Origin of the sequence: Flavobacterium rivuli WB 3.3-2 = DSM 21788, assembly GCF_000378485.1 — a bacterium.
Taxonomy (GTDB): domain Bacteria; phylum Bacteroidota; class Bacteroidia; order Flavobacteriales; family Flavobacteriaceae; genus Flavobacterium; species Flavobacterium rivuli.
This window is the reverse complement of sequence record NZ_KB899972.1, coordinates 249,156-267,771: the sequence shown is the minus strand read 5'-3', so window position 1 is coordinate 267,771 and position 18,616 is coordinate 249,156. Positions and strand designations below refer to the sequence as shown.

Genomic DNA, 18,616 nt, shown 5'->3' with positions numbered 1-18,616 from the left:
CAAACCTCTGGTGTATCTGTTGTTCCGCCAGGAGCATCGCAGAGTAGCTACGTTTGGAAGGGATAAGCGCTGAAAGCATATAAGCGCGAAACCCACCACAAGATGAGATTTCTTTTAAAGGTCGTGGAAGATGACCACGTTGATAGGCTATAGATGTAAAGGCAGTAATGTCATAGTCGAGTAGTACTAATAACCTGTAAGCTTATGTACGCTCTTTTCCCCGCTGTAAAGCGGGGGAAGAACTTTCTAAATACTATTTTTTCTTTATCTCAGTATGTTAATATTATTAGTTTACGGTTTACAGTTCATAGTTAACGGTATACGCGTAAATCATTGTCCAAAGCAATGAACCTTTTAAGGTGATTATTGCGGCGGGGCTCACCTCTTCCCATCCCGAACAGAGTAGTTAAGCCCGCCTGCGCAGATGGTACTGCAGTTTGTGGGAGAGTATGTCATCGCCTTTCTTTTTAAAAGCCCTTTATCCGTATAGATAAAGGGCTTTTTGTTTTATAGAAATTATGAAAATTAGATCAATACCAAATGTGGGATTGGCAATTTATGCATATAAATTACCCTCAAATTAAATAATTTTACACAACGTATAATCCCTAAATTTACTTCTAAAGTCCTCTGTTTTTGCATCGAAAGGATCTGCTGAAGCATTGTTACTTCTGTTGTTAAAATAGTTAAGGATTGCTTGATAATTATTCTATAGAGTTTTTGATATAGTATTAAAAGACTTACTTTCTTAATTTCAATCCGGTGCTTTAAGCCGAATGCTATTAATGCATTTATAACCGGATGCGTTGCGGCCGCATGCTCTGTAAGTGCATACGAAACTGTAACAGGCTTTGTTTTATTTACGGTTCTTGTAATTAACAGATTTTCTTCAAAATCCTGTAATTCTTTAGACAGTACTTTAGGCGATATACCGCTCATAGAATTTGTCATGAGATCTTTAAAATGTTGCGTTCCATAAATATAAATTTAGAAGAATACAAAATTTCCAGGCAGGCGCGAAGGTTATTGTAACAGCCAGAAATCAGTCATTAGACTTAAATCCGGATTATCATTTTATTGCAGCCGACCTGACAAAAGGCAATGAGGTTTCCAACCTGGCAAGACAAATTAGTGAATTATTTGGCGGGATTGATATCTTAATTGATAAGATTGGTGGCCTTAACACGCCGGGCGGTGGCTTTAGCGCATTTAGCAATGAAGACTGGAAAATGAGCTTCAGTTGAATTTATAGGCAGCAATAAGATTAGACAGGGCACTATGGAAAAATTTATTGAAGACTATACGAATGCTTTAGGAATTCCGATTAAAGATGCACTTATGCAAATGATGAGCCAATTTGGGGGTATCCCTATGGGAAGATCGGCAGGGCCGGATGAAATTGCATCGCTGGTACATTTTCTCGTTTCGCCGTCAGCCGCATATCATACAGGAACAAACTACCTAATTGATGGAGGGAGCCTTCCTGTTGTATAACCTTAAAAATCTAAAGGTATTATGATAAGCAATCTGAATTTTTGGTAGTAAACGTTCAGAGCTATGCTGTCTTAATATTAAATTGAGGCGGCTTCTTTTTTATTTATAATCGGCTATTGTGCTAGCAATCACGTTAACAGTTTTGTTAAGCCTGAATTATAGATATTTAGGTAATTTAAAACTGAAAATATATAATAACTATATTTAACTTCGCGAATGGAGTGTTAATACAAAAGCTCTCAAATTGTGCAATTCATAAATATACGTTAAACATATTATTATTAACGCAAACTTGGTAGTATGAGATTTAAATTTACAGCAAAAAGAATATGAAAGTTTTAATAACCGGAGCTACCGGGCTTGTGGGTAAAGAACTGGTGTCGCTCTTGCTAAAGAATGGTATTCATATTAACTACCTCACAACATCTAAAGACAAGTTACAAAACGAAGAAAACTATAAAGGATTTTTGTGGAATCCTAAAAAGGGAGAAATAGACCAAGCATCCATTAATGGTGTAGATGCGATAATTCATCTTGCGGGCGCTACTATCTCTAAACGCTGGACACCGGCGTATAAGGAAGAAATTGTAGAAAGCCGTATACTAAGTACGAACCTGCTCTATAAGGTGCTTAATGAAAATACAAATAATGTGTACCATTTTATAGGGGCATCGGCAACAGGAATTTATCCAGACAGCCTTGATAAGGTTTACAGCGAAGATGATACAGAAACTGATAATTCTTTTTTGGGTATCGTAGTACAAAAGTGGGAAGCTGCTGAAGATAGCATAGCGAGCCTTGGTATAAAGGTAGCTAAGATAAGGACAGGTTTAGTACTATCGGGCGATGATGGTGTACTAAAGGAGCTTGCCGGGCCAACAAAATTTGGTTTGGGTACCGCTTTTGGCAGTGGCAGGCAAATACAATCCTGGATACATCATAGTGACCTTACCGGTATTTACATGTATGTACTTGAAAATGAACTTGAGGGTGTATATAATGCTGTAGCGCCATTTCCGGTTAGCCAGGAAGAATTGGTAAAAACCATAGCTAATGTATTAGATAAACCATACTTTATGCCTAACATTCCGGAGTTTGCAATGGAACTTGTTTTAGGAGAAATGCATACACTGCTTTTTACCAGCCAGAATGTAAGCGCAAAAAAAATAATAGCAGAGGGATACCAGTTTAAGTACCTCTCGCTCGAGAAAGCAATTAAAAATGCCCTTCTTAACTAACCGCCTTATGGCGGTTTTTTTATTGGTTTAAAGTGTCTTAATAAAAAAAGTAAAACTTATAACACAGGACATATATAAAGCATTTTCTAAAAAAGGAGCTGGATAGGCAACAATTAGATTAGAGGGGTTAAAATAAGCCTGTGCTAAAAATTTATTTCTATCTGGCCTCAATCCTAACTAAGGCCTATGTTTTTATGTTGTAAACTCCTTTAGTCTATTATCTCAAATCTACCATCTAATACTCTCTTTATCCTGCCAATTTGACATTTTTCTGCTTTTGGCAAAACTTTTGCATTTCGCTTTAGCGACTATACAACAAAAGTAATGTTTAAGAAAATATTTAAAAATATGAGCCAGGATAATTCTGAAAAAGTGGAAAAAGAAATAACACATGAACAAATAGTTAATGATGATACCACTAACACTGCTGATGCAGCGACCGAAGCTGGAATAGGTTCGGCAGAAGAACTGACCGAGGAAGAAAAACTTAGGGAAGACCTTGCTGCAGAGAAAGATAAATTTTTGCGCCTGTTTGCAGAGTTCGAAAACTATAAAAAACGTACCTCTAAAGAGAGGATAGACCTGTTTAAAACAGCTAACCAGGATGTGTTACAGTCTTTATTGCCTGTACTTGACGATTTTGACAGGGCATTGGTGCAAATTGCAAAAAGCGAAGACGACGTTCTTTTTAAAGGCGTAGAGCTTATACACAATAAACTTAAAGATACTTTAGTTTCTAAAGGATTAGAACAGGTAGAAATTAAAGCAGGTGATGCATTTAATGCAGATTTTGCCGAGGCTATAACGTCTATTCCTGCACCAACAGATAAGCTAAAAGGTAAAATTGTAGACGTAATAGAAAAAGGATATAAACTGGGCGACAAAATTATCCGTTTCCCTAAAGTAGTTTTGGGTAATTAATAATTTGAGGCAGTTTAAAAACGGAAGGTGAGATGAAAAAGGATTATTACGAGGTATTAGGGATACAAAAAGGCGCTACGGCAGAGCAAATTAAAAAGGCTTACCGTAAAAAAGCTATTGAATTTCACCCTGATAAAAACCCCGGCAACAAAGAGGCAGAAGAGAATTTTAAAACTGCAGCCGAAGCGTATGAAATACTAAGCGATGCTGATAAAAAAGCGCGTTATGACCAGTATGGCCATGCAGCCTTTAATGGCGGCGGCGGTGGCGGTGGTGGTTTCCATGGCGGCGGTATGAACATGGATGACATCTTTAGCCAGTTTGGAGACATCTTTGGCGGAGGCGGATTTGGTGGTGGTTTCGGCGGATTTGGCGGCGGCGGTGGCCAGCGCAGGGTAAAAGGAAGCAACCTTCGCATAAAAGTAAAGCTTACGCTGGATGAAATTGCCAATGGCGTAGAGAAGAAAGTAAAAGTAAAACGTAAAATACAGGCTGCCGGTGTTAGCTTTAAAACATGCCCTACCTGTAATGGCGCCGGGCAGGTTATGAAGGTAACAAATACCATTCTTGGCAGGATGCAAACAGCATCCACCTGTCATACCTGTGGCGGTAGCGGCCAGATCATAGAGTCTAAACCTAATCATGCCGATGCGCAGGGTATGGTAATGGAAGATGAAACGGTATCTATAAAAATTCCTGCAGGAGTGTCTGACGGGATGCAGCTTAAAGTAAGCGGTAAAGGTAATGATGCTCCGGGCAACAACAGTGTAGCCGGAGATCTTATTGTCGCTATAGAAGAGGTAGAGCATGAAAGCCTTAAGCGTGAGGGCGAAAACCTTCACCTGGATCTTTATATTAGTGTAGCCGAGGCTGTACTTGGTACATCGAGAGATATTGAAACAGTTACCGGTAAAGTAAGGATTAAGCTGGAAGAAGGTATACAAAGCGGCAAAATATTAAGGCTTAAAGGTAAAGGTATACCAAGCCTTAACAGCTACGGCAGCGGCGACCTTTTAGTACATGTTAATGTATGGACACCTAAAACGTTAAGTAAAGAGCAGCGTCAGTTTTTCGAAAAATCGTTAACAGATGATAACTTTGCTCCACACCCGGAAAAGAGCGATAAATCTTTTTTTGAAAAAGTTAAGGATATGTTTTCATAATTTAAGAAAACTTTATTATATTTGAATCTCACTAGTTCGCTAGTGATTTTCTTTTTCATAGCAATTTTTCCCTTCCTTATGCAAATAAGGGAGGGTTTTTTGTTTTTAGGCAATTTTTATATTCCCAAATTATTAATGTAACATTTTAAGAAATGTGCGTCTTATAATCGTTATTTTTACAACTTGCAATTCAAATTTAATGAAACCAATCTTAGAAGTAAAAAATGTTGTAAAGCAGTATGGCGATTATACGGCTTTAAACAGTGTTTCGCTTTCTGTTCCACAAGGGAGCATATATGGCCTTTTAGGTCCTAACGGTGCAGGAAAAACCTCGCTTATACGCATCATCAACCAAATAACCATGCCCGATGGCGGTGAGGTATTGCTTGATGGCGAAAAACTGGGTTCGCAACACATAAAACAAATAGGCTACATGCCCGAAGAGCGTGGTCTGTACAAATCTATGAAAGTAGGGGAGCAGGCTTTGTATCTTGCCCAGCTTAAAGGCCTTACCAAAAAAGAAGCCAAAGAGCAGCTTGATTACTGGTTTAATAAACTGGACATACAAGGATGGTGGGATAAAAAGATCCAGGAACTGTCTAAGGGGATGGCGCAGAAGATACAGTTTGTGGTAACGGTCCTGCACCAACCCAAGCTGCTTATCCTTGATGAGCCTTTTAGTGGATTTGACCCTGTAAATGCCAATCTTATAAAAGATGAGATAATGGAACTTCGCGATAAGGGCACTACCATTATTTTTTCTACCCACCGCATGGAAAGTGTAGAAGATATGTGCGACCACATTGCGCTGATTCACCAGTCTAACAAACTTATTGAAGGCCCGCTTAATGAAGTTAAAAAACAATACCGTACCAATACTTTTGAGGTGGGTATCGCGCCAACTAACTTTCAGCACCTGCTGGCAGATATCAGTACTAAATACCAAACCACCCAGGCGAACTTTAAAACGCTCGATGACGAACTTAAACTACAAGTAGCGCTGCCACAGGGCACGCCGCCGCGCGAGTTGCTTAGTTATCTTATGGATAAAGGCGACGTGACGTATTTTGTAGAAAAGATACCAAGTGTAAATGATATATTTATAGAAACCGTAAGCAAAAAGAACTAATGAGTCTGTCTTTAATTATAAAAAGAGAATTTAACGCCAAGGTGCGCAACAAGTCGTTTATAGTGATGACGTTTCTTAGCCCTATACTGTTTGTAGCTATGGGAGCTTTAGTAGGCTATCTGGCAAGTGTAAACGGCGATGAAGTTGAGAAAATAGCACTTTATGACCCTGCCGGTGTATTTACTAAAGATTTTAAATCAGATAAAAAAACGGCCTTTACAGATTTGTCTAAACTTCCACTGGACAAAGCAAAAAAAGAAGCTGCTGAAAACTACGAGGGCCTAATTTTTGTCCCTAATGTGGCCGACTCTAAAGAGTTGGTTAATAAAGTGGAGTATATTTCTAACGATAGTCCATCGATGGAATTAGTTGATAAAATAGAGGATGTTGTTAACGACAACCTCACTAAACAAAACCTTGTAAAAGCAAATATAGACTACAAGGCTATTGATGCCGCTAAAACTAAAGCCGAGGTTAAGCTTAGTAAATTCTCCGGAGAGAAAAGTTTTAAATGGTTTAACTATCTTAAGGTGTTTATAGGTTTCGGCTTTGGCTACCTTATCATGATGTTTATAATTATTTATGGCAACATGGTAATGCGTAGTGTTATAGAAGAAAAAACCAACCGCATTATAGAAATCATTATATCATCTGTCAAGCCGTTTAAACTTATGATGGGTAAAATAATAGGAACTTCACTTGCGGGTATACTGCAATTTTTAATCTGGGCAGTTTTAGGTGGTATACTGCTTACGGTAGCTATGGGCTTCTTTGGCCTAAAAATGGGAGCAGCATCGGCAGTATCGCCGGATATGATAGCCGCAGGCACAAGCAAAACAGAAGAAATGCAGGTATATATTACAGAGATATTAACTTTGCCATGGGCAACCATGCTATTATCATTCCTTATATTTTTTATAGGAGGTTTCTTTTTATACAGCTCTATATATGCCTCTATTGGTGCAGCTGTAGATAGCGAGACTGACTCTCAGCAATTCCTGTTGCCTATTATCCTTCCGCTTATGCTTGGTGTTTATGTAGGCTTCTTTACCGTAATGAATGACCCTCATGGCACCGTGGCAACGGTATTCTCTATGATACCGCTTACATCGCCCATTGTAATGATGATGCGATTGCCTTTTGGCGTGCCGCTTTGGCAAATCGCGCTTTCTATGGCTATACTATTTGCAACATTTTTTGGCGTGGTATGGTTTGCAGCAAAAATTTACCGCATAGGTATTTTAATGTATGGCAAGAAACCTACGTATAAAGAAATTTATAAGTGGCTTAAGTATTAAGATTAGTTTACAGTCGCAGTCACAGTTTTTCAGATTGCCGCTGATACATTTATTATAATTGCAGTTTACAGTAGTGCGAAGCAGCGTAAATAGTTAAAACTTTTTTAGATTATTTGCTATGCTTCGCACTATTTGTTACTTTTAAATCGGGTCTGTAGTATTGCATAAGCAATAATACAATCCCATCATCCAAAAATCTAAAAGAAAGATGCCCAAAATATTAATTATAGAAGACGAGTCTGCCATACGCCGTGTGCTGGGTAAAATACTCAGGGAAGAAAATGATACGTATACAGTAGACGAGGCTGAAGATGGCCTGCAGGGGCTTGAGAAAATTAAAGCCGATGATTACGACCTTGTACTTTGCGATATAAAGATGCCTAAAATGGATGGTGTTGAAGTGCTGGAAGCCGTTAAAAAGTTTAAGCCCGAAATACCGTTTGTAATGATATCCGGCCATGGCGACCTGGAAACAGCCATTAATACCATGCGTCTTGGTGCTTTTGATTACATTTCTAAACCGCCCGATCTTAACCGCCTGCTTAATACGGTACGTAACGCGTTAGACCGTAAAGTGCTTGTGGTAGAAAACAAAATGCTGAAAAAGAAAGTAAGCAAAAGTTACGAAATGGTGGGCAATAGCGAACCCATAAACCACATAAAACAAATTATAGAAAAGGTAGCCCCTACAGATGCGCGCGTGCTTATAACCGGGCCTAACGGTACCGGTAAAGAGCTTGTGGCACACTGGCTGCACGAAAAAAGCGAACGTGCCCCGCAGCCTTTTATAGAGGTTAACTGTGCAGCAATCCCATCCGAACTTATTGAGAGCGAACTTTTTGGCCACGTAAAAGGAGCCTTTACCAGTGCAGTTAAAGACCGTGCGGGTAAGTTTGAAGCAGCCGACAAAGGTACTATTTTTCTTGACGAGATAGGCGATATGAGCATGTCGGCGCAGGCAAAAGTACTTAGGGCTTTGCAAGAAAATATGATACAGCGTGTGGGTGCCGAGAAAGATATTCGGGTAGATGTACGCGTTATTGCGGCAACCAATAAAGACCTTAAAAAAGAAATTGCCGAAGGGCGTTTTCGTGAAGATTTATACCACCGCCTTGCGGTAATACTTGTAAAAGTACCGGCACTTAATGACAGGAGGGACGATATACCTTTATTAATAGAGTATTTTGCCGAAAAAATAGCTACAGAACAGGGGACTGCGCAAAAGAGTTTCTCGGCCGATGCTATTAAATTATTGCAGGAATATGACTGGACAGGTAACATTCGCGAACTGCGCAATGTTGTAGAGCGCCTTATAATACTTGGCAGCAGCGAAATATCAGAAACCGATGTAAGGTTGTTCGCCAGTAAATAATTTAGTATAAATTACACTATTATTTTATTATGAATAATGCTGATAGTAAGCTCTGCGATGCATAAACTTTTTATAGCCATACTATTCTTCGCTTTTGTGTCGTGCGTAGAAGAAGATCATTTTATTCATTATAGTTATGATGGTGTTACTATAACGCGGGTAGACAGAGGTAATGATATTGGTTTTTATTACGGAAATTATAATAGCAGGAATATATTGCCCAATGCAAATATTAAAGTAAGTTATAGGGGTTTTGATGGTTTTGTAGATGGCTATTTGGTTTTTAAAGAAGATAAAATTGTCAAGATAGTACCTATGGGTGGTTTATTTAAAACTGTTAGTGCGAGTGATGTATTTAAGATAGAAGAATTTAATAACAATATTGATTTTATCAAATGGGAAGATAAATTTAAAGGCAACTATCACAATATCTATCGTATATCTAATATCAAAAAAGCAGAAATTGAGCGTAATAAAGAAAATAAAACAGCAGTTAAAGCAATATACAATTGAGGCTATTAGCTTGTTCGCTTAGTAAATAGTATCTTTGCCACGAATTGCACAAATTCCACCAATTATTTTAGTTTTAGACTATTAAAATTTGTGATAATTAGTGTAATTCGTGGTAAAAAATTAAACTATGTTTCTGAAAAAAATAAATCCGGGCCTGTCTGAAGCGCTTGAAGATGCGGGCTTTACCCAACCTACAGAGTTACAAAAAGCAACGTTTGGTACCATAAAAAGTGGTGCCGACTGTGTACTTATTGCCGATGATACACAGGGCAAGAGTACCGCTATTGTAATCAACGTAATACAAAAGCTTGAAAAAGAGTTTGAGGAGTCGCCCCGCGCCCTTATAATTGTGCAGACTAAAGAAAAGGTGCTGGAAATGATGGAACAGTTTAAACTGTTTGGCCGCAATACCGACCTTAGGCTATATGGTGTACATGAAAAAGGTGACCTTGACTACGATAAAAATCAGATATCACTGGGTATAGATGTGCTTATAGGTACGCCACAAAGGCTTAGCGATATGTTTGCATCGGCAGGTTTTGATGTTAACCAGCTTAAAATGTTTATCCTTGATGATGCCTATGAGATACTGAAACTGCGCCATGACGTGCGTATTATGCGTATGAGCGACGGTATACCAAAAACACAAAGGCTTTTTTATACCAGCGCATCATCTGACAGGGTAGAAGCACTTGCCGATAAAATAATGATAGAACCCACTTTTTTTGAGTTTGACGAAGAAGAGGATCAAGAAGAAGAAGAAGATAATGAAGAGGATACAGAAACTAATGAAACCGAATAACTAAAAAAGATCATGGGATTAAAGAAAATATTTTCAGGGAGCGAAATTTTAGCAATGGCTTTACAATCGCGCATTGAGGCAGCAGGTATAGGTGTTGTGGTTAAAAATAACATTCAGGCGGCAAGGATATCAGGTTTTGGTCAATCAGGCCAGGCAGTAGAGGTTTTTGTTGAAGAATACAACATGGCTAAGGCTGAACCTATTATAGAAGCTTTTAAAATGGGAGAGTAACTATTTCATCATGAGTGAAGAAAAAATATTCCGTACAAAGACAGGATTTTGCCACATATTACCTGATAAAATAGTTTTAACCCGCGACGGTATTGCCGGTAGTGCCGCTAATGCAGTACCGGGTAAAACAAAATCCATTGGCAGGACGTTAATAATTTACGGCCTCCTTACCATTTACTTTGCCTATAAAGCTTTTACTATGTTTAGTAGAGGCGAAACGGTATGGGCTGTCTTATATTCTTTAGTAGTTATATTTAATATTTATGCTATTGCTACGAGCATTAATAATTCTACTGCTTCGGTTATAGAAAGAAGCAAAATAAAATCGGTTACTTTTAAAAATGCTCAACCGGGAATAACACGCTCTTATTTTGAAATTTACTTTGAAGATGAAAATGGCAAAATAAAAAAACGGTTAATCATGCTTCCGGGATCATTATCTAACGGAAATAATGAAACACAAAAGGCGGTGCAGATAATGCAAGGAGAGGGATTACTTTTTAAGTAGATATTTGTTTAAAAATGCTATTTTTACATAAACGCTTTTCTCATGGCACCAATAACCAATATTGAGCAACTTGATTTAGATAAGGTATATTCTTATGCTGATTATCTTACATGGAAGTTTCAGGACAGGCTGGAATTGCTTAAGGGCAAAATTTTTAAAATGAGTCCTGCACCAGGAAGGCTTCATCAAAATATTTCTGGGAAGTTATTTTTTAATCTGTATAAGTATTTTGAGTATAAAAGCTGTAGTGTTTATTCGGCTCCTTTTGATGTCAGGCTGCTTAATAAAAAATTAAGCACTCCTGATAATGATATTTTTACTGTAGTTCAGCCGGATCTTTGTATTATTTGCGACGAAGAAAAACTGGATGAAAGAGGCTGTAATGGTGCCCCGGACCTTGTTATAGAAATATTGTCTCCGGGAAATTCTAAAAAAGAAATGGGCATTAAGTTTAACCTCTATGAGGAAGCTGGTGTTAAAGAATACTGGATAGTGGAACCTACCCAAAAAGCAATATTTGTTTATTATTTACATAATAAAAAATTAATAGGGCAAAGGCCACTTACTACAGATGATGTTATACAAAGTCCTTTGTTTCCTGAACTTAACTTTGATGTTGCAGCAATTTTTGAATAGTCATTAAAGTTATCCAAAAAATAAGCCCAGTCAGGGCTTAATTATTTTTTTGCGTCTTGGCTTCTTCTCAAAAAGATACCCTATAATTAATCCTACCACTGCCCACAGTGGTAAACCAAGCAATAACTTTTCGAGGTTAAAACCTTCATGATCTATAATGGGAAAAAATCCCATGGTAATTATATATAATATACCGGCCCACACAAGGCCGGAGCGAACCCACTTTTTCATGACTTAAAAATTTAGGTTATACATTAAACGTACAATTACAAAATAGCCTTGCTAAATAAGTAACTGTATATCTAATTTAAGATTTTTTTTTGAGATTGGCAATTTGATAATCCATTAAATATGTAAATTTCTGTTTCGCTGCCTTCGCTAATTATCTATCTTTGCGGCTTTAAAAAATATCCCTGATGATTACAGTAGATTCTATTTCGGTACAGTTTGGCGGTACCACACTTTTTAGCGATGTTTCGTTCTCTATAAACGAGACCGACAAAATAGCCCTTATGGGTAAAAATGGTGCCGGAAAATCGACCCTGCTTAAAATTATAGCCGGCGAAAGTAAACCATCATCAGGTAATATATCTGCACCTAAAGGTACTGTTATAGCATATTTGCCACAGCATTTGCTTACGCATGACAATGCTACCGTGTTTGAAGAAACATCTAAGGCGTTTGCATCCATTTTTAAAATGAAGGCTGAGATAGATGCGCTTAACGAAGAACTTACGGTGCGTACTGATTATGAATCGGATGAGTATTATAAGATCATCGAGAAGGTATCAGAGCTTAGCGAGAAATTTTATTCGATAGAAGAAATAAATTATGTAGCAGAGGTAGAAAAAGTACTTATAGGCATGGGTTTTACCCGTGAGGATTTTACAAGGCAAACATCTGAGTTTAGCGGCGGATGGCGCATGCGCATAGAACTTGCAAAGATACTCCTTCAAAAACCCGACCTTATATTGCTGGATGAACCTACCAACCACATGGATATAGAAAGTATACAGTGGCTGGAGGATTTTCTTGTAAACAGTGCAAAGGCCGTTATGGTAATTAGCCACGACAGGGCTTTTGTAGATAATATTACAACCCGCACCATAGAAGTTACTATGGGAAGGATATACGATTATAAAGCTAAATATTCGCACTACTTAGAATTGCGCAAAGACCGCCGTGTGCATCAGCAAAAGGCATATGACGAGCAGCAAAAATTAATTGCAGATAACCAGGCGTTTATTGAGCGTTTTAGGGGTACTTTCTCTAAAACTGAGCAAGTGCAGTCCCGCGTGCGAATGCTCGAAAAACTGGTTCTCGTTGAGGTAGACGAAGTTGATACATCGGCCCTAAGGCTTAAGTTTCCATCATCAGTGCGTTCCGGTCAATATCCTGTTGTGGTTAATGAGCTGACTAAAGCGTATGGCGACCATGTTGTTTTTAACAATGCCTCTATGGTTATAGAGCGTGGGCAAAAGCTGGCGTTTGTGGGCAGGAACGGCGAGGGTAAATCTACCATGGTAAAGGCCATTATGAACGAGATAGGTTATGATAGTGGTAAATTAGAACTGGGACATAATATACAAATAGGATATTTTGCACAAAACCAGGCAGCAATGCTCGATGAAAACCTTACTGTTTTTGAAACGATAGACCGCATTGCAGAAGGTGATATCCGCACGCAAATAAAAACGATATTGGGAGCTTTTATGTTTAGTGGAGATGATACCACAAAAAAGGTTAAGGTACTTTCGGGGGGAGAGAAAACCCGTTTGGCAATGATTAAATTATTGCTGGAGCCGGTTAACCTGCTTATCCTGGATGAGCCTACCAACCACCTTGACATGAAAACCAAGGATATTATTAAAGATGCCCTTAATGCATTTGATGGTACTTTGATATTGGTATCTCACGATAGGGATTTCCTTGACGGCCTTGTAACAAAGGTTTTTGAATTCGGTAACAAACGCGTTAAAGAACATTTTGAAGGCATTAAAGGTTTCCTTGAGCTTAAAAAGATGGAAAATTTAAGAGATATAGAAAGAAAATAGCTTTTAAATATACATTGATATTTATAATAGAATACTCCTGCCTTTTCTTTTACTTGTAATTTATGCAGTACGGGAAAAGGCAAGTTATATAAAGCTTTCTATAAATATTTTTTGCTCCAAATTAGTCCTGTAAAATGAGGTAGTATACCTTAATTAAAACATATTTTCAACATAATTTTATCGCTTAATATTATTGCGAAATCGGACATTTTCCGGTTAGATGTAAATTAATATTACATTTACTTCTTATTTTTGGTTGGTAAAAGATGTACCAGATCCGGGTCATTTTTTATCTTATCCAGTTGCTAAGCGAGCGTGGAGTCACACACTGATTTTCCTTGATGAAGTACTGAAATAGGTTAAAAAAGAAGCCGCATCAAAACAGAGGAGGCTCTTTTGTGTGTTATCTCGAAAGTGTTGTTGCAGCAGAAGTTTAAATGTTAGTCACGAACCAATTGAATACATAATACGCTAAAGACAGGCTTAATTACTGGAAAAAATCATGTCTTCATTTGACTTCCTAAACTCACTTGGCGTACATCCCACACGCTGCTTAAAAAGTCTTGTAAAATGCTGTGGGTATTTAAAACCTAAGTCATAGGCTATTTCGCTTACTGATTTATTAATGTTAAAAATTCGCTCCTTGGCGATGTTGATGACCTTGGCCTGTATATATTCCTGTGCTGACTTTCCGGTTTCTTTTTTAACCAGGTCACCAAAATAGTTAGCCGACAAGTTTAGTTGGTCTGCACACCACGCCACAGAAGGCAGGCCTTCTGTACGGGGCCTGTCCGACGTAAAATATCCGTTAAGCAAATCTTCAAACCGCTCTAATACGCCTTTGTGCACGGTATCGCGGGTAATAAACTGCCTGTCGTAAAAACGCGTGCAGTAATTTAGGAACAATTCTATATTAGAAGCTATAAGGGTTTTGCTATGCTTATCAATTGACTGCTCCAGCTCATATTCAATTTTCGCGAAGCAATCTAAAATAATTTTACGTTCCTTCTCAGATAGGTGTAACGCTTCATTAGTATTATAGGAAAAAAAGCTATAATCGTCCATATGTTTGCCCAGTGCGGTACCGTGCAGAAAATCGGGGTGAAATATCAGGGCTTTCCCTACAGGCTGGTATATTTCGCCATTAGCATCCACTTCAATAACCTGCCCGGGGGCAAAGAACACCAGGGTGCCTTCCTGGTAATCGTAATAATTATTGCCATATTTTAAATCGCCGCATTTTATCTCTTTAAGGATAATACAAAAAAGCCCAAAATTCATTTTGTAATGCGAACGCGGATCTGCTTTAGACAGGTCTACAATGCTTATTAGCGGGTGTAACGTTTCGTTATTATTGAATGCATTATAATCATGCACACTATCAAAATTTATGATCCTTTCCATAATCTGTTTCTTTTCTTCAACAAATTTAAAGCTTTTTTAACAAGTGACTCATGGCGAGGATACTAATCAGTAATAATGGTAAGTAATACCGTAATCTGTATACAGCCTGCGGAGGATTTACATCGGAAATTTGCATTGTACAAATTAGTTAAACACGTAGATCATGAAATATATCACATTGAACAACAACATTAAAATGCCAATCCTTGGATTTGGCGTTTATCAAATTTCTGACCTGGAAGAATGCGAAAGAAGTGTATTTGACGCATTGCAAGCGGGCTACCGTCTTATTGATACCGCTGCCGCTTACGGCAATGAACAGGCTGTAGGCAAAGCTATTAAACGAAGCGGTGTTAACCGTGAAGATTTATTTATAACCACAAAACTCTGGATACAGGATGCAGGTTACGACAGCGCAAAAAAAGCTTTTGAAAAATCACTGCACAACCTTGGCCTGGACTACCTCGACCTGTATCTTATTCACCAGCCGTTTGGAGATTACTATGGTGCCTGGAGGGCTATGGAAGAGCTTTACAACGAAGGTAAAATACGGGCAATTGGTGTGAGTAATTTTCAGCCTGACCGTATCATGGATCTAATAGTGCACAATACAGTAGTTCCTGCAGTAAACCAAATCGAGACACATCCTTTCAACCAACAGATTCAGACACAGGAATTCCTTGAGGAGAATGGCGTACAGATACAATCGTGGGGGCCATTTGCAGAAGGTAAGAATGATATTTTTAATAACGAATTACTTAAAGATATAGCATCTAAGTACAATAAATCAGTAGCACAGGTAATACTGCGCTGGCTTACGCAGCGCGGTGTTGTAGTTATTCCAAAATCAGTAAACAAACCCAGGATCATTGAAAATATTGACATTTTTGATTTTGAGCTTACCGCTGAGGATATGAATGCGTTTGCTGGCCTGGATACAGGAACGAGCGTTTTCTTCGACCATCGTGACCCGGCAATAGTAAAATGGCTGGGGACAGTACAATTTTAATAATAGTTGCAACAACACATAAAAATGGAAAAGCGTAAATTAGGAAACAGCGGTCTTGAAGTGTCGGCACTTGGAATGGGATGTATGAACCTTAGCTTTGGTACAGGTAAGGCAGCAGATGTAAACGAAGGTATAAAAGTAATCAGGGCGGGCTATGAAAAAGGGATCACCTTTTTTGATACTGCTGAGGCGTATGGACCTTACACCAATGAAGAGTTGGTCGGGCTGGCATTGCAACCCATCCGTGATAAAGTAATTATTGCTACTAAGTTTGGGATGATATCCGATACCGGTATCAACAGCAGGCCGGAACACATCCGTAAGGTTGCTGAAGAATCCCTTAGAAGACTAAAAACAGATTACATCGACCTTTTTTACCAGCACCGGGTAGACCCAAATGTACCAATAGAAGACGTTGCAGGTACTGTGGCAGACCTGATAAAAGAAGGAAAGGTAAAATATTTTGGCCTTTCAGAGGCCGGGGAGGAAACAATTAAAAAAGCGCATTCGGTACAAAGCGTATCAGCTGTACAAAACCAGTACTCTATCTGGACAAGAGAACCTGAAGAAAAAGTTTTACCATTATGTGAAGCATTAGGTATTGGATTCGTGCCGTGGGCTCCTATAGGAACCGGTTTTTTGACAGGAAAAATTACCCCCGATATAAAATTTGACAGCGACACCGATTTAAGGGCTGTGTTCCCAAGATTTACCCCCGATGCTATTAGGGCAAATATGCCGGTTGTAGAATTACTTACAAAAATAGCAAACCGAAAAAACGGCACACCTGTGCAAATTGCACTTGCCTGGCTGATGGCTCAAAAACCGTTTATAGTACCCATTCCGGGAATGGACAAGATCGAATATTTAGATGATAATATCAAATCGGTGAATATTGCCCTTACAACGGAAGATTTGCAGGAAATTGAAGAAGGTCTTGCCGGTATTACTTTTCAGGGGGCACGGCTTAACGATGAGCTTCTTGGACTTTCAGAAGATTAATAAACAGAGGATTTCCAGATAAACAAATTCTTTAATAATGGATGCTACTGATGAAAAAATTCCGGTACTTGCCATAACCCGCCAATTGACAGATTTGATGATTAAGAGGGATATAGCAGCACTGCACACAATTTTAGATACCCATTTCACCTTAACACATATAACCGGATTTGTACAGTCAAAAGCGGAATGGCTTTCAGAGATTGAGAGTGAGCAAATGAAATACTATTCGTATACCGAAGTAAAAACTTCTATTGAAATAGAGGGAGACAAAGCACGTTTTGTAGGCCAAAGCATCCTGGATGCCAGGATTTGGGGTATGCGGAATAACTGGCGATTACAGCAAACAATGCAGCTCGAAAAACATGACGGCACCTGGATTTTTTTAAAGTCAGTCGCTACCACTTTTTAAGGTTAGGTATCTGTTGAGCCTTATACGGTGGAATTCCGGAAAAAAAAATAGTTAACTAAAAATCATAAATATGGACTCTATTAAAAAAAGTAAGCAGCATAAGATAGTAAGATTGTTGCTTATGGTAATGGTAATGGGGTCGTCCTGTTCAAAAGCACAGGAAGTTGTGCCCGGCAAAAAAATACTGATTGTATATGTATCCCGCACAAACAACACTAAAGCCGTTGCACAAATTATCCAAAGAAATGTTGGTGGCGATCTGGTGGCACTGGAACTGGAAACACCTTATCCTGCTGATTATAAAATAACCGTAGACCAGGTAAGTAAAGAGAACGAGACAGGATACCTGCCGCCCTTAAAAACGAAGATTAACAATATTTCAAAATACGATATCATATTTGTAGGGGCTCCCACGTGGGGAATGCAGCTGCCGCCACCCATGAAAAGTTTTTTAAGTGAATACAACCTTAGTGGTAAAACAGTCGTACCCTTTAACACCAATGCAGGTTATGGCATTGGGAGCAGCTTTGAAACCGTGAAAGAATTTTGCCCAAAAAGTACTGTATTAGAGGGGTTTTCTATAAAAGGCGGAATAGAGCGGGATGGCGTTTTATTTGTGATGGAGGGAAAAAAAGAGGAGGAAGCGGAAGGAAAAATAAAAAGCTGGCTGCAAAAAATTAAACTATTATAAAAGTTAGAAATATAAAATTATGAAAACAGATATTCAAAAACGTACGCTGGGTAATAGCGGCCTCGAAGTTTCCGCATTAGGTTTTGGGTGTATGGGATTAAACTTCTCGTATGGTCATTCTTTAGATAAAAGTGAATCTATAGCACTGCTTCGCGCCGCCGTAGAGCGTGGGGTTACTTTCTTTGATACTGCTGAAGTATATGGACCTTATACCAACGAGCAGTTAGTTGGCGAGGCACTGGAGCCTTTTAAAAACGAAGTGGTTATTGCTACTAAATTCGGATTTAATATCGTTGATGGCAAAATGGCCGGGCTTAACAGTACGCCGGCACAGATTAAAAAGGTAGCTGAGGCCTCTTTAAAAAGCCTGAGAGTTGAGGCTATCGACCTTTTTTACCAGCACCGTGTAGACCCTAACGTACCTATTGAAGATGTGGCCGGTGCGGTTAAAGACCTGATAGCAGAAGGTAAAGTGAAACATTTCGGACTTTCAGAAGCCGGTGCAGACACTATTCGCCGTGCCCATGCAGTACAGTCCGTAACAGCTTTACAAAGCGAGTACTCGTTATGGACACGCCGCCCGGAAGAAGCGGTTATCCCAACACTTGAGGAATTAGGTATTGGTTTTGTGCCTTATAGTCCACTGGGCAAAGGTTTCCTTACAGGTACTATGAATGCCGGTACTAAAATTGAAAGTAACGATTTTCGTGCCAACCTTCCCCGATTTACCCCCTGAGGC

22 protein-coding genes and 2 rRNA genes are annotated in these 18,616 nt (G+C 38.8%); 21 read left to right on the top strand and 3 right to left on the bottom strand.

Annotated elements, in window-relative coordinates; all coding sequences use genetic code 11:
- Positions 1 to 210 (top strand): 23S ribosomal RNA (locus F565_RS0116150); the annotation flags it as partial.
- 145 nt (positions 211 to 355) lie between these two features.
- Positions 356 to 464 (top strand): 5S ribosomal RNA (gene rrf / locus F565_RS0116145).
- Between the two features lie 61 nt (positions 465 to 525).
- Here the strand turns inward: rrf and F565_RS23260 are convergent.
- A complete protein-coding gene (locus tag F565_RS23260) occupies positions 526 to 939 on the bottom strand; it encodes a winged helix-turn-helix transcriptional regulator (RefSeq protein WP_020214282.1) in 414 nt (137 codons plus the stop codon).
- Positions 940 to 995: 56 nt separating this feature from the next.
- Here F565_RS23260 and F565_RS23445 point away from each other — a divergent pair, with 56 nt between their 5' ends.
- From F565_RS23445 to F565_RS0116080, 13 genes are all read left to right on the top strand, one after another.
- A complete protein-coding gene (locus F565_RS23445) occupies positions 996 to 1,244 on the top strand; it encodes an SDR family NAD(P)-dependent oxidoreductase (RefSeq protein ID WP_081621354.1) in 249 nt (82 codons plus the stop codon).
- Between the two features lie 34 nt (positions 1,245 to 1,278).
- Complete coding sequence (locus F565_RS0116135) at positions 1,279 to 1,494, top strand: SDR family oxidoreductase (protein ID WP_020214281.1); 216 nt, start codon at positions 1,279 to 1,281, stop codon at positions 1,492 to 1,494.
- Positions 1,495 to 1,823: 329 nt separating this feature from the next.
- A complete protein-coding gene (locus tag F565_RS0116130) occupies positions 1,824 to 2,732 on the top strand; it encodes a TIGR01777 family oxidoreductase (protein ID WP_020214280.1) in 909 nt (302 codons plus the stop codon).
- A gap of 324 nt (positions 2,733 to 3,056) precedes the next feature.
- Complete coding sequence (locus F565_RS0116125; protein ID WP_020214279.1) at positions 3,057 to 3,653, top strand: nucleotide exchange factor GrpE; 597 nt, start codon at positions 3,057 to 3,059, stop codon at positions 3,651 to 3,653.
- Positions 3,654 to 3,685: 32 nt separating this feature from the next.
- Positions 3,686 to 4,816, top strand: a complete 1,131-nt coding sequence (dnaJ, locus tag F565_RS0116120; protein ID WP_020214278.1) for a molecular chaperone DnaJ — start codon at positions 3,686 to 3,688, stop codon at positions 4,814 to 4,816.
- A 199-nt stretch (positions 4,817 to 5,015) separates the two neighbouring features.
- Positions 5,016 to 5,945, top strand: coding sequence for an ABC transporter ATP-binding protein (locus F565_RS0116115; RefSeq protein WP_020214277.1), 930 nt, complete (start codon positions 5,016 to 5,018; stop codon positions 5,943 to 5,945).
- A complete protein-coding gene (locus F565_RS0116110; protein ID WP_020214276.1) occupies positions 5,945 to 7,243 on the top strand; it encodes an ABC transporter permease in 1,299 nt (432 codons plus the stop codon). Before F565_RS0116115 ends, F565_RS0116110 begins: the two co-directional genes overlap by 1 nt.
- Positions 7,244 to 7,451: 208 nt before the next feature.
- The gene (locus F565_RS0116105; RefSeq protein ID WP_020214275.1) at positions 7,452 to 8,615 is read left to right on the top strand and encodes a sigma-54-dependent transcriptional regulator; all 1,164 of its coding nucleotides are present in this window, start codon (positions 7,452 to 7,454) and stop codon (positions 8,613 to 8,615) included.
- Positions 8,616 to 8,651: 36 nt separating this feature from the next.
- Positions 8,652 to 9,128 (top strand): hypothetical protein, encoded by a 477-nt coding sequence (locus F565_RS0116100; protein WP_020214274.1) that lies wholly within the window; start codon positions 8,652 to 8,654, stop codon positions 9,126 to 9,128.
- Positions 9,129 to 9,255: 127 nt separating this feature from the next.
- Positions 9,256 to 9,930, top strand: a complete 675-nt coding sequence (locus F565_RS0116095) for a DEAD/DEAH box helicase (protein ID WP_020214273.1) — start codon at positions 9,256 to 9,258, stop codon at positions 9,928 to 9,930.
- A 12-nt stretch (positions 9,931 to 9,942) separates the two neighbouring features.
- Entirely contained in the window at positions 9,943 to 10,161 is a 219-nt protein-coding gene (locus F565_RS0116090; protein ID WP_026300110.1) for a putative signal transducing protein, read from the top strand.
- Positions 10,162 to 10,171: 10 nt separating this feature from the next.
- Positions 10,172 to 10,669: a hypothetical protein gene (locus tag F565_RS0116085; protein WP_020214271.1), complete on the top strand. Its 498-nt coding sequence runs from the start codon at positions 10,172 to 10,174 to the stop codon at positions 10,667 to 10,669.
- Positions 10,670 to 10,711: 42 nt separating this feature from the next.
- The gene (locus tag F565_RS0116080) at positions 10,712 to 11,305 is read left to right on the top strand and encodes a Uma2 family endonuclease (protein ID WP_020214270.1); all 594 of its coding nucleotides are present in this window, start codon (positions 10,712 to 10,714) and stop codon (positions 11,303 to 11,305) included.
- Between the two features lie 30 nt (positions 11,306 to 11,335).
- Here the strand turns inward: F565_RS0116080 and F565_RS0116075 are convergent, their stop codons facing one another.
- Complete coding sequence (locus tag F565_RS0116075; RefSeq protein WP_020214269.1) at positions 11,336 to 11,536, bottom strand: hypothetical protein; 201 nt, start codon at positions 11,534 to 11,536, stop codon at positions 11,336 to 11,338.
- A 185-nt stretch (positions 11,537 to 11,721) separates the two neighbouring features.
- On the opposite strand from F565_RS0116075, the gene F565_RS0116070 reads away from it, so the two are divergent.
- The gene (locus F565_RS0116070; protein WP_020214268.1) at positions 11,722 to 13,359 is read left to right on the top strand and encodes an ABC-F family ATP-binding cassette domain-containing protein; all 1,638 of its coding nucleotides are present in this window, start codon (positions 11,722 to 11,724) and stop codon (positions 13,357 to 13,359) included.
- 483 nt (positions 13,360 to 13,842) lie between these two features.
- Here the strand turns inward: F565_RS0116070 and F565_RS0116065 are convergent, their stop codons facing one another.
- Positions 13,843 to 14,763, bottom strand: coding sequence for a helix-turn-helix domain-containing protein (locus tag F565_RS0116065; protein WP_020214267.1), 921 nt, complete (start codon positions 14,761 to 14,763; stop codon positions 13,843 to 13,845).
- Positions 14,764 to 14,926: 163 nt separating this feature from the next.
- Between F565_RS0116065 and F565_RS0116060 the strand changes: the two genes are divergently transcribed.
- The 5 genes from F565_RS0116060 (at position 14,927) to F565_RS21830 (ending at position 18,613) form a co-directional block, all read left to right on the top strand.
- Positions 14,927 to 15,772, top strand: a complete 846-nt coding sequence (locus tag F565_RS0116060) for an aldo/keto reductase (RefSeq protein WP_020214266.1) — start codon at positions 14,927 to 14,929, stop codon at positions 15,770 to 15,772.
- A 24-nt stretch (positions 15,773 to 15,796) separates the two neighbouring features.
- Positions 15,797 to 16,774, top strand: coding sequence for an aldo/keto reductase (locus F565_RS0116055; protein WP_020214265.1), 978 nt, complete (start codon positions 15,797 to 15,799; stop codon positions 16,772 to 16,774).
- Between the two features lie 37 nt (positions 16,775 to 16,811).
- Positions 16,812 to 17,186, top strand: a complete 375-nt coding sequence (locus F565_RS0116050) for a nuclear transport factor 2 family protein (protein WP_020214264.1) — start codon at positions 16,812 to 16,814, stop codon at positions 17,184 to 17,186.
- 70 nt (positions 17,187 to 17,256) lie between these two features.
- Positions 17,257 to 17,877, top strand: coding sequence for a flavodoxin family protein (locus F565_RS0116045; RefSeq protein ID WP_020214263.1), 621 nt, complete (start codon positions 17,257 to 17,259; stop codon positions 17,875 to 17,877).
- Positions 17,878 to 17,896: 19 nt separating this feature from the next.
- Positions 17,897 to 18,613, top strand: a complete 717-nt coding sequence (locus F565_RS21830; RefSeq protein WP_262486804.1) for an aldo/keto reductase — start codon at positions 17,897 to 17,899, stop codon at positions 18,611 to 18,613.
- The last annotated feature ends 3 nt before the right edge of the window (positions 18,614 to 18,616 follow it).